9 protein-coding genes and 1 pseudogene are annotated in these 9,549 nt (G+C 66.4%); 4 read left to right on the top strand and 6 right to left on the bottom strand.

All coding sequences use genetic code 11. The features are described from left to right. The 5 genes from VKG81_RS02215 to VKG81_RS02195 form a co-directional block, all read right to left on the bottom strand. A partial coding sequence (locus tag VKG81_RS02215) for an MIP/aquaporin family protein (RefSeq protein ID WP_324389276.1) occupies nucleotides 1–537 on the bottom strand: 537 nt, incomplete at its 3' end. Between the two features lie 193 nt (nucleotides 538–730). Then, a complete protein-coding gene (locus VKG81_RS02210; protein ID WP_324389274.1) occupies nucleotides 731–1,744 on the bottom strand; it encodes an amidohydrolase family protein in 1,014 nt (337 codons plus the stop codon). After that, a complete protein-coding gene (locus VKG81_RS02205) occupies nucleotides 1,741–2,205 on the bottom strand; it encodes a GbsR/MarR family transcriptional regulator (protein WP_324389272.1) in 465 nt (154 codons plus the stop codon). Before VKG81_RS02205 ends, VKG81_RS02210 begins: the two co-directional genes overlap by 4 nt. 530 nt (nucleotides 2,206–2,735) lie before the next feature. After that, nucleotides 2,736–3,713, bottom strand: coding sequence for an Acg family FMN-binding oxidoreductase (locus tag VKG81_RS02200; RefSeq protein WP_324389270.1), 978 nt, complete (start codon nucleotides 3,711–3,713; stop codon nucleotides 2,736–2,738). A 193-nt stretch (nucleotides 3,714–3,906) separates the two neighbouring features. Next, complete coding sequence (locus VKG81_RS02195; protein WP_324389268.1) at nucleotides 3,907–5,070, bottom strand: LLM class flavin-dependent oxidoreductase; 1,164 nt, start codon at nucleotides 5,068–5,070, stop codon at nucleotides 3,907–3,909. A 146-nt stretch (nucleotides 5,071–5,216) separates the two neighbouring features. On the opposite strand from VKG81_RS02195, the gene VKG81_RS02190 reads away from it, so the two are divergent. Together VKG81_RS02190 and VKG81_RS02185 are read left to right on the top strand one after the other, a co-directional pair. After that, complete coding sequence (locus tag VKG81_RS02190) at nucleotides 5,217–5,828, top strand: muconolactone Delta-isomerase family protein (RefSeq protein WP_324389266.1); 612 nt, start codon at nucleotides 5,217–5,219, stop codon at nucleotides 5,826–5,828. A gap of 1,085 nt (nucleotides 5,829–6,913) precedes the next feature. Further along, nucleotides 6,914–7,087 carry a CsbD family protein gene (locus VKG81_RS02185; RefSeq protein WP_324389264.1) on the top strand — a complete coding sequence of 58 codons (174 nt, stop codon included), beginning with the start codon at nucleotides 6,914–6,916 and terminating at the stop codon, nucleotides 7,085–7,087. Between the two features lie 59 nt (nucleotides 7,088–7,146). Here the strand turns inward: VKG81_RS02185 and VKG81_RS02180 are convergent, their stop codons facing one another. Continuing rightward, nucleotides 7,147–8,394 (bottom strand): sulfotransferase, encoded by a 1,248-nt coding sequence (locus tag VKG81_RS02180; RefSeq protein ID WP_324389262.1) that lies wholly within the window; start codon nucleotides 8,392–8,394, stop codon nucleotides 7,147–7,149. A gap of 28 nt (nucleotides 8,395–8,422) precedes the next feature. Between VKG81_RS02180 and VKG81_RS02175 the strand changes: the two genes are divergently transcribed. Both VKG81_RS02175 and VKG81_RS02170 read left to right on the top strand, forming a co-directional pair. Beyond that, nucleotides 8,423–8,998 (top strand): TetR/AcrR family transcriptional regulator, encoded by a 576-nt coding sequence (locus VKG81_RS02175; protein ID WP_324389260.1) that lies wholly within the window; start codon nucleotides 8,423–8,425, stop codon nucleotides 8,996–8,998. Continuing rightward, nucleotides 8,995–9,549, top strand: a pseudogene (locus tag VKG81_RS02170) (hypothetical protein); the annotation flags it as partial. The gene VKG81_RS02175 and the pseudogene VKG81_RS02170, both read left to right, overlap by 4 nt.

Raw genomic sequence — 9,549 nt, 5'->3', positions numbered from 1 at the left:
GATGCCGATGTACCCGCCGACCGCAATCGCCGCATTGGTTCCGATATTCCGGGCGCCCGACGACGTCCCCAGGATGACGCTCACGAGGCCGAGCGTCAGCACACCTTCGATCGCGACGGCCACCCAGTCCGAGACACCCGGAGCCGGCACCGTCGCGCCGTGCCTGATCCCGCCGATTGACCACTGCAGGAACAGGCACGCCAGGAACGCCCCGATCGCCTGCGCCACAATGTAACCCGGGACGCGCCGCCAGGGGAAGTTGCCGCGCAACGCGAACGCCCACGTCACCGCAGGATTCAAATGCGCACCCGAGATTGTGCCCATGAAGTAGATGATCGCCATGACCATCACACCGGGCGCGATCACCTTGACCGGAAGGGTGAGTCCGCTGCCATAGGGCTGTGCACCGACCACGCCGCCGCCGGCGGCGGCCAGCACCAGCAGGAACGTCCCCCAGACCTCCGAGAACAGTCGACGGTACTCGAGCCGGCTGTCGCGGAACTCGGTCAGTCCGGGTATTTTGTCTGCATTTTCCATGGCCCGCTCCTCAACAGCTTCGCCCTGCCAAGGGAACCACATTCGACTCCAAACGCGTCGAGGTGACCGACAGCGTTGCGGAGGCAAAAGCAACGAGCACCTCTGTCCGGCGGTGGTCGATATACAAGACCCGAAGTCGATATAGCAGACCGGCGGTCTCGGCCCGTCGCCGCCATGCTCGGCCGTGGTGATTTCAGCGGTCGAGCAGGTTTCCCGCGTTGGTCGCCAAGACATGGGTACGGTCATCGTCGGTGTAGTGCCGGTAGCTATGGATGCCGTCGAGTGTGTACCGCAGGCCGACTTCCTGCCCGAAGGGAAAGTCGGTGCCCAAGAGGATGTGGGTGGTGGGAACGATGGCGGTCAGCGCGTCGAGCACCGGCGCCGCAGTGGACAGGGCGGTATCGAAGAAGAACCACCGGATTCGTTGGCGTGCTTCGGCTTCTGCCGCTCGTAACTGTGTCAGCAAATCGTGGATCGGTGGTGGGGCGCCCTGGTCACGAATGGAGGCGGTGTAGGCATCGACCATGGGCTTGCGGCCCAGCAGTTTGTGTAACACAGAGGGCACGCAGGTGGCGCTGTGGGTGAACACGAATCTGATGTGAGGGAAGCGCCGGTCGACCTGGGCGAGCAGCAGCTTCGAGACGGAGCGGGTGGAGTCGAAGCCGAATTCCAACTGTGACGGCTGGATCGACGGGATCCGTGACCCGTCGCTGGGCCCGATGGGATAGTCGCCGGCGGTGAAGACTGTGGGGTGCACGAAGGCGACCGCCCGTCGTTTGTCGAGTTCTTCATATAACGGGTCAAGACGTGGGTCGCCCTGGTACATGCCGGCGTGATTACTGAGCATCGCGACACCCGATGCGCCGTACTGGTCCAAGGCCGAAATCGCCTCGGCGACCGCGGTTTCGACATCGGGCAGTGGCAGGCTGGCGAAATATCCGAAGCGCTCAGGCCAGCGCTCCGTGCACTCGTGGGCGAACCGGTTGATCTGGGTGGCCAACGTTGCGGCAGCGCGCGGTTGGAGGAAGTGCAGCGGGATCGGGGCGGACAGGATCGCACGGTCGATGTCGTTGCGGTCCATCACGTCCAGCGATGCTTGCGGTCGCCAGGCCGGCAGCGGTTCCCCGCCGATGTTGGTCACGCCGTGCTCGGTCAGCGCGTCTACAAGTTCGGGCGGCAACATGTGATGGTGGATGTCGATCGTCACGCGTTCGAATCCCTCGGTTTGCCTTGAAGTTCCGGCGCATCGGTCAGCGAGCCGAGCCACGCGAAGGCGTCTCTTGCGTCCCTGATTCGGGTCGTCGACGTGTCATCGGGCATCCGAGCAAGGGCGTCGCCCGCGATCTCGACGAATGTGGCCATCGCGGCGATCCGGCGGCGCAGCACCGAATGCCAAGCGTCATCGCCGATGACGTAGTAGACGGTTCGATCCCCCGGGCGGGTGTGGCGTGCGACAAGTCCGGCGGCTTGGGCCAGCCGCAGGCTGGTGGTGACCGATGCCCGGCTCACGCCAAGCGCCGCAACGAGATCCGATCCGGACTGTTCGGCCGGTTCACAGATCATCAGCCATGCCAGCAGGCGAGCCGTGGTCGGTGCCAGCCCGAACGTGTCGGTGAAGTAGTCGCAGGCACGTTGTGCCCACGCATCCCGGTAATGCTCGTCGATCACACGAACGAGGATAGCGCTCGATACTAGTTATTGCTATTATTACCTAGCAACAACTAGTATCGAGCTGGTCGCGAGCGGCGGCGCAAGCCTACGACCCGAGGCAACCCACGCCTGTAACACAACCGCCACCGCCGCCGGGTCCTCCCCCGCCGCTACCCACGCCGGGTATCGTGCCGCCGCCGCCGCTAGGGCCACCGCTGCCGGTTTGGACCACCGGGGACGGAGCCACCGCCGCCGCCAGGCCCACCGCTGCCGGTCGGACCACTGGGGATCGAGCCACCACCCCCGCCAGGCCCACCACCTCCGCCAGGCCCACCACCCCCGCCGGGACCCCCGGAATGGCGGTCGTCGGTGTAGACGTCGGCACGCTGGACGGGGGGCTGGTCGTCGTCGGGCTCGAGGTGCTGCTGGTTGATCCACCACTACCGCCGCGACGCAGTGCAGTCCACTGAGCGTGAGCTGGCTGGCCATGTCAGCGGAAGTCGCGAAGATCGGGACGATGGACGGGCGCGCGCTCAGCCGTCGTTCGGCTACACGCGGAAGTGCAGAACGTCGGCGACGGGTCGCCGCGGCGTCGGCGGAGGCACATCGTCGCCGGCCGGCGCCACCCCGACGCGGATCACGACCTGAGGATATGGCTGCGCGATGAGGCTGATGATGACGTCTCGGCTGGCGGCAACCTCGATGACGTGGGTGAGCGTACAGCTGGCCAGGCCGGCCATCGTGCATTCCAGCAGTACCGCCGATAGCGCTTCGCCGCATCTCAACACGTTGGCGCGGATGTCTTCGGCCACGGACAGAATAACGATCTTCGAATGGTCCTCCGGCAGATCCTGACGACGATCTTGGTGATTGATAACTGGAAAGCTGCGTCCCACATCGACCCGGTCGCTCTCTTCCGCGGAAACCAGCGAGGTGGGCGGAATGCCGTCGTAGGCGGCGAACGGCGCTGTCCACCAGGCCAGTTCGGCATGGTACGGCGAGTCATACATGCGCAGCGCCTCACTGAGCTGGGACGCTTCGGCCACTTGTGGGCGTACATCGTCGGTGAGGACGTCCAGCAGCGCGCCACTGTCGCCGATGGCCTCCCGCAAGGTCGCGTCGAACGATTCCCAGTCCGGCGGAGCCGCGAACGGAAGTCGGTCGGTGCGCCGCCGCAGGATCGCATCGGCGCGACGGCGGTGAGCGTCGGTGACCAACGTCAGCGGGGTGAAATCGATGGCCGCCAGCAGCGTGGGATCGTCCGCGTTTGGATAGCGCTCGACCGTGGCCGTCCAGCCCGCCGCCGCCGCTGCGACGCGCAGGTGATCCAGCACGGCGCCGCAACTAATCAGCGTTTCGCGACCGGACTTGTCGGTGTCTACGATCCGGTCCGGATCGATGAACAGGTGGAGCCTCCCGTGCCCGAGCACCCACCGCCACGGCTGGCTGTTGTGGAACGACGGGGCGCGACACGCCAGTTCCACTGCATCCTGCAGGGTATCGGCGTGCAAGCCTGTCGTGGGCATGGTCGGCCTCCATTCTTGTGTATCGAGACCGACCCTGGTCAATGACGCGTCGGCGCACCAGAGCCAATGGTCCTCCCCAACAGCGCCATAGGACTCCCAAGGGTGCCCGCAACCAGAACACCGCCGGTGCAGCAGAGTCCGCTCACCGCGGCCGGCAAACGCCTCTACCGGCGGTGAAAGCCTTGAAAGCCGTTTATTTCGAGTCGATTTCGTCCTGGTACTTCTTGGTCATGTGGTCGATGGCCTGCAGCTGCGTCTGCGCGAGGGCGTCGCGGACGTCGGTGGCCCGGGCCGCGGCGTCGAGTGTCGGTTGCGCCTGGCCCCGGAAGTGGGGCATGACCTCGGCGGCGAACAGTTCCGCCGAGCGTTTGGTCGCGGCGGGGTTCGCCCATTCGTGTCCCATCTGCAGCATGCAACCGAATCCGCCGGACTGGTCCCACAGCCGCTGCACCTGGGCCCGTGCCCGCTCCGGCGTGCCGATGACACCGGCCCCGGCGTCGTTGATGATGTCGATCATCTCGTCGAGCTGCTGTCCCGGGATGGTCATCTGGGGAAACGCAGCAACCCGCTGGAAGTAGCGGAACCAGGACTCGATCCCGAACTTCACGTCGGCGCGGGCCTGTTGGTCGGTCTCGGCGATGTGGAACGGCCCGACCAGGGTCCAGCTCGCGCGGTCGACCCGAGTACCGAACGCCGCCGCGCGCTCTTCGACGATGCCCCAGTGGTAGGCGAGCGCATCGAAGCCTTCAATCGTCAGCGTCGCGCCGATCGACAGCAACCCGATGCCGTGCTTCCCGGCCAGCCGCGCACCCGTGGGCGAGGCGACCGCGGCCACTGCCAGCGGGATCCCGCCATCGGAGTAGGGGGCCAGTTGCAGCCTCGCGTCGAAAAGCTCGTGCGTCGGCGTCTTGGCGGTCACGGTCTCCCCGGCCAGCAGCCGCACGACGATGTCGAGGTTGGTTTCGAGCAGCTCGCGCGTGTCGGTGGGGGTCAGCCCGATCATCGCGGAATCGGTGGGCAGCGACCCGGGTCCTACCCCGCCGATCACGCGACCGTGAGTGAGGTGATCGAGCAGCATCAAGCGGTCGGCGACCCACAGCGGGTTGTGGTATGCCAGCGAGATGACCCCGGTGCCGAACCGGATCCGCTTGGCCCGTTGCGCTGCGGCCGCGATGAAGATCTCCGGTGAGCTGATGATCTCGCTGCCCGCGGAGTGATGCTCGCCGAACCACACTTCGTCGAAGCCGAGGGCATCGAGGTGTTCGGCGAAGTCCAGGTCACGCTGCAATGCCAGCGTCGGGTTGGTGCCCGCGCGGTGGAACGGTGCGATGAAGTATCCGAACCTGAGCTTGGCCATCGAGGTCCCCTTGCGGTTGAGTTGCCCGAACCCTAACCGTATGCCCCGGCCCGGTGCAGGCAAGACGACATCTCGCGCTTTGGTATTCACCGCCAACTGAACTAAAGACACGACGCGATCGTGGTCTACGGATTGACAATCTACTGGTGGAATTCCTCGTCACCATGACCACGCACGTCCCGGCGGGGACACCAGACGAAACCGTCAACGACGTCCGGGCGCGCGAAGCCGCGCGGTCGCGGGAATTGGCAGCCCAGGGAAACCTGCGACGCCTGTGGCGTCCCCCACTGCAGCCGGGCGAGTGGCGCACGCTTGGGCTGTTCGCCGCACTTGACGACCGCCAACTCGAGGAGGTGCTGGCCTCGATGCCGCTGCGCATCTGGCGCACCGACGTGGTCACGCCGCTCTCACCGCACCCGAACGATCCAGCGCGCGCGGGGATCACCCCGAACGACACCCACCGCACCGAGTTTCTGGTCGCGATGACCATCACGGTGCCGGAGGGGACCTCGGCGCACGTTGTCGATGACACCGCGTCGCGCGAAGCCCGACGCGCCCGCGAACTCGCCGCGCAGGGGCATCTCCTGCGGCTGTGGGCGTTGCCGGGCCAACAGGACCGCCGGCGCACGCTTGGCCTGTGGGGTGCCAGCGATACCGCCGGGATGAGCGCCGTCCTGGAATCGCTTCCGCTGTATACCTGGATGACCGTCGAAACCACGCCGCTCAGCGCGCATCCCAACGACCCAGGACGGTCCTGACCAGCTAAGCCGCGACGCGCGCGATCACCATGGCTGGGGGCCACTGGTACCCCCAGACGGTTGCGAGCCCTCAACATGCCCACGGCGGATAGCGTTGCACGACAGGGAGTTCAACGGGCGATCGCTTCTCTGCGGTGTGGGCCGGTGTGCTGGCCCGCAACTCTCACGTCGTTGCCGCGCCGCGCTGTCAAGCGACGCACGCAACGAAGAAATCGCGCCGCCGATTCAAAGTGTGCAAACTGTGATCGTGTCGTGTTACAACTGTGACTTCTGACAACAATTGTTACCCAAGTGATATGAGTGGCTAACGGTCACTACCGGACAGAGCAGGGGTACACAAATGTTCGCGATTTCGAAGGGTTGCCGGCTGTTCGTCGGGGCGGCCGTATATGCCGGATTAGCGCTGGCTGCGTTGGGGTTTGGTGCCGGCGCCGCCGCCGCCGCTCCCGCGCCTGCCGACATACCGTTCCTGCCAACACCCCCAGATCCGGGCTCCTCCGTGCCCACGGGCTCGGGTCTTATGCCCAGCGCCGGCGGTCTCATACCTCTGATCAGCGACACCACCAAGCTGTTGTCGGCGGGCAGTGATCCCAACACGCTGCTGGCCGACACCCAGAGTCTGCTCAACGATGCCGGGTCCTTGCTCGGAGTGCCCGTCGGGATGCCGGATGTCGGCTCGTTCATTCCCCCCGGCAGCGTCCCGAACGTTCCCGCCCCTCTTACGCCGTCATCACCTCTTACCCCGTCATCACCTCTTACGCCGCCATCACCTCTGGCGCCCTCGACGCCCCTCACACCCTCGACGCCCCTCACACCGCTCACCCCGTCAGCGCCTCTCACACCACTTGCGCCTCCAGCGCCTGTTGCACCGCCGGCGCCACTTGGGCCTGTGGTCTGACCGAAAGAACCTACCGCCAAGGGCTGCAGCCGTTTTCGTGGAAGTATCGTCGCACGTGCACATGTCGGGCGGCCCCTCGCTGACGTCAGGCAAGCCACGGGCGGGGCGCGCGCTCCCGTGTTTCCTCCCGGGTGCCCGCGGGTAGTCGACTTAGTGCTTGATCCCAGAGCAGCGAAGGAGGCCGGTTATGAGCGGCACGGACAAGGCGAAGAACAAGATCGAGGACCTCGCGGGCAAGGCGAAGGAAACGGTCGGTAAGGCCACCGGCGACCGGGACACCCAAGCCGAAGGCAAGGGTGATCAGGCAAAGTCGAGCCTCAAGGACGCCGGCGAGAAGGTCAAGGACGCGTTCCGCGACTGACGTCTGGTCGGTGCGTTCCGCGACCGGTTCGGCCTACACCGCCTTCTCACTAAGAGGCTTCACTCCAGGAAGCGCTGGACATACGGGGCGAAGCGCGCGCGCAGGTCGCGCCCGTCGAGCCCGAACATTTCAGCCGACGTGGCGATCTGGCCAAGCCGGCCGCGCTGGTGCCCGGCCAGGTAATCGGTCATTGCCGCGCGCGCCCCGTGGGTCAGCGGTTCGCCGGCAAGGGCGTAGAGCTGTTCGGCGACGCCGAGCTCGTCGGCCATGAACTCGTCGAAGCGGACATCGATCGAGCGCTCGGGTGCGATGACATCCCGATCGCGCACCAGCGCGGCCAGCATCAGTTCCAGGCGGTCGACCCAAGACGCCGCGATCTCTTGCACAGGCACCGGGGAGCGGTGCATCCGTGCGGTGTAGGTGAGCATCGCAATCATCGACAGCGTCACCGGCACCGGGTCGCGGTGGGTGCATACGACTACCACGCCGGGAAATACCGCGCCCAGCAACGGCAGCTGCTCGAGGTGCTGGGGTGACTTGAGCAGCCAGCGGCGGCCCCCGCGCAGAAACTGCAGCGCCTTCAGTTGGAGGGCGAGGTGCTCGTAAGCCGGCGTCTGGTCGTGCGCCAGGTAGTAGTCGCGCCACCGCGGTACGTGCGCGAGGGTCTCGAACAGCATCGAGGAGAAGTCGTTGGCCAGCAGCTGGATCTCCTCGTGGGCATGCTCGGTGGTCATCTCGTGCATCAGCCGAAAGTGCGGCATCACGGCGTTCATGAACTCGACGGCGGCGTCCATCCGTGTTCGGCGCGGATCAGGCTCGACACCCACCTCGGCAGGCAGCGGAAACGGCTCGACGCTCTCCCAGTACGGGAGGGTGCGGAAGGTGGCGGCGGCGGCGAGCAGGTTGTGCAGATGGGTGGTACCGGTGCGGGGCAGGCCCGCGATGACGACTGGCGGCAACAGCTCGATGTCCTGGATCTCGGGGTGCCGTGCCAGCAGCTCGGTGAGCAAAAGCCGGTTCTTGAGCCATTGCACCAGCTGCGCGTGGAAGTTGACGATTCCCGGCCCGTGCATGCCGCTGATCTCCTGCAGCGCCGCGAGGTACACGTCGAGACGTTCCCGATAGTCGTCGGGCCCGAAGTCGTCGAGCCCGGTGTCGGCTGCGGCCTTGGCGTGCAGCGCCCGGGCATCGAGCGGGCTGTCGGGCGCCATTGCTGCCATCAGGTCACGGATCTGCTCGATCTCGGGGCTGAAGCAGGGCTCGGCGAGGTCGTCAAGGTGGATGACGGCTGCTGTGGCGTCGGTCACGGCGACTTATGTTACTTTCAGTTTCGTAATGACGATGGACATTGGCCGGCCCCGCGATAAGCGCATCGACGCCGCGGTGCTGCAGGCGACGGTCGATCTGCTCGGCGAGATTGGGTACGCCGACCTGGCGGTCGATGCGATTGCGCGGCGGGCCGGTACGAGCAAGCCGGCGATCTACCGCCGCTGGCCGAGCAAGGCGCACCTCGTGCACGAGGCCGTGTTCCCGATCGGCTACGCGATGACGCTCCCCAACACCGGATCAGTTGCTGGCGACGTGCGGGAGATGCTGCGTCGCACAGTGGCCGTGCTGACCATCCCGGCGGCACGGGCCGCGCTGCCCGGCCTGGTCGGTGAGATGGCCGCGGACCTGACATTGCACGCCGTCCTGCTGGAACGTTTCGGCGACATCCTCTTTCGCGGACTGGCAGATCGCCTCGAAGACGCGGTCGCACGAGGAGAAATCCGGCCTGAGGTGACCGCGGCCGACATGGTCGAGGCCCTGGCCGGGCCCACATTGTTTGCGCTGCTCACCCGCGGGGCGTCGCTCGACGACAGCTGGGTGGAGCGCACCGCAGCCCTCATCACGAGAGGAATCAGCGCATGACCGGGACGACACCCGAGTCCACGGCCGCTTGGCGGGAGCTGCTCGAGACCCTGGCCGGCCTCGACCGCTGCTTCCTCGAAGGCGAGCGCGCCGTCACCGACGACCGGCACATCGCCGACGGCTACCGCATGCTCGCGACCACACTTGGCGTTGCCCTCGACACCTACCTGTTCGCCGAGCCCAGCCGACCGGTGTTCGTTGAGGTCAATACGCCATTCCGTCGCGACCGGCGATGGGGCGGCGACAACACCGATGCCTACTACTGCATCTGCCCGGTCGATCCCAAGCGCCGCTACCGCATCAGCGGCAGCCGAGGCGACAGCGCGTACTTCTCGGTGACCGCCTACAACGAACCGTCGCCCGGCGCGTGGTCCGACCGCATCGTGGCAATCGTGCGCGACGATGATCTCGAGTTCGACGCGGCCGGCAACTTCTCCTTCGAGCTGGGACCGACGCCCGACGCGGCCGTGCTGATGACCCGCGACTACCAGGCCGACCCACTGACCGGCCGGCCCGTCACCTGGCGCATCGAGGCGCTCGACGAGCCCGAT

The organism is Mycobacterium sp. (assembly GCF_035314905.1).
Classification (GTDB): domain Bacteria; phylum Actinomycetota; class Actinomycetes; order Mycobacteriales; family Mycobacteriaceae; genus Mycobacterium.
Note: the sequence above shows the minus strand (reverse complement) of the source record. Positions and strands in the feature narration are given on the sequence as shown.

What these genes read in the sequence shown, in the direction of transcription:
- VKG81_RS02200 (WP_324389270.1), bottom strand. Translation starts at nt 3,713, where the DNA reads ATGCCCACGACAGGCTTGCACGCCGATACCCTGCAGGATGCAGTGGAA.
- VKG81_RS02195 (WP_324389268.1), bottom strand. Translation starts at nt 5,070, where the DNA reads ATGGCCAAGCTCAGGTTCGGATACTTCATCGCACCGTTCCACCGCGCG.
- VKG81_RS02185 (WP_324389264.1), top strand. Translation starts at nt 6,914, where the DNA reads ATGAGCGGCACGGACAAGGCGAAGAACAAGATCGAGGACCTCGCGGGC.
- VKG81_RS02175 (WP_324389260.1), top strand. Translation starts at nt 8,423, where the DNA reads ATGACGATGGACATTGGCCGGCCCCGCGATAAGCGCATCGACGCCGCG.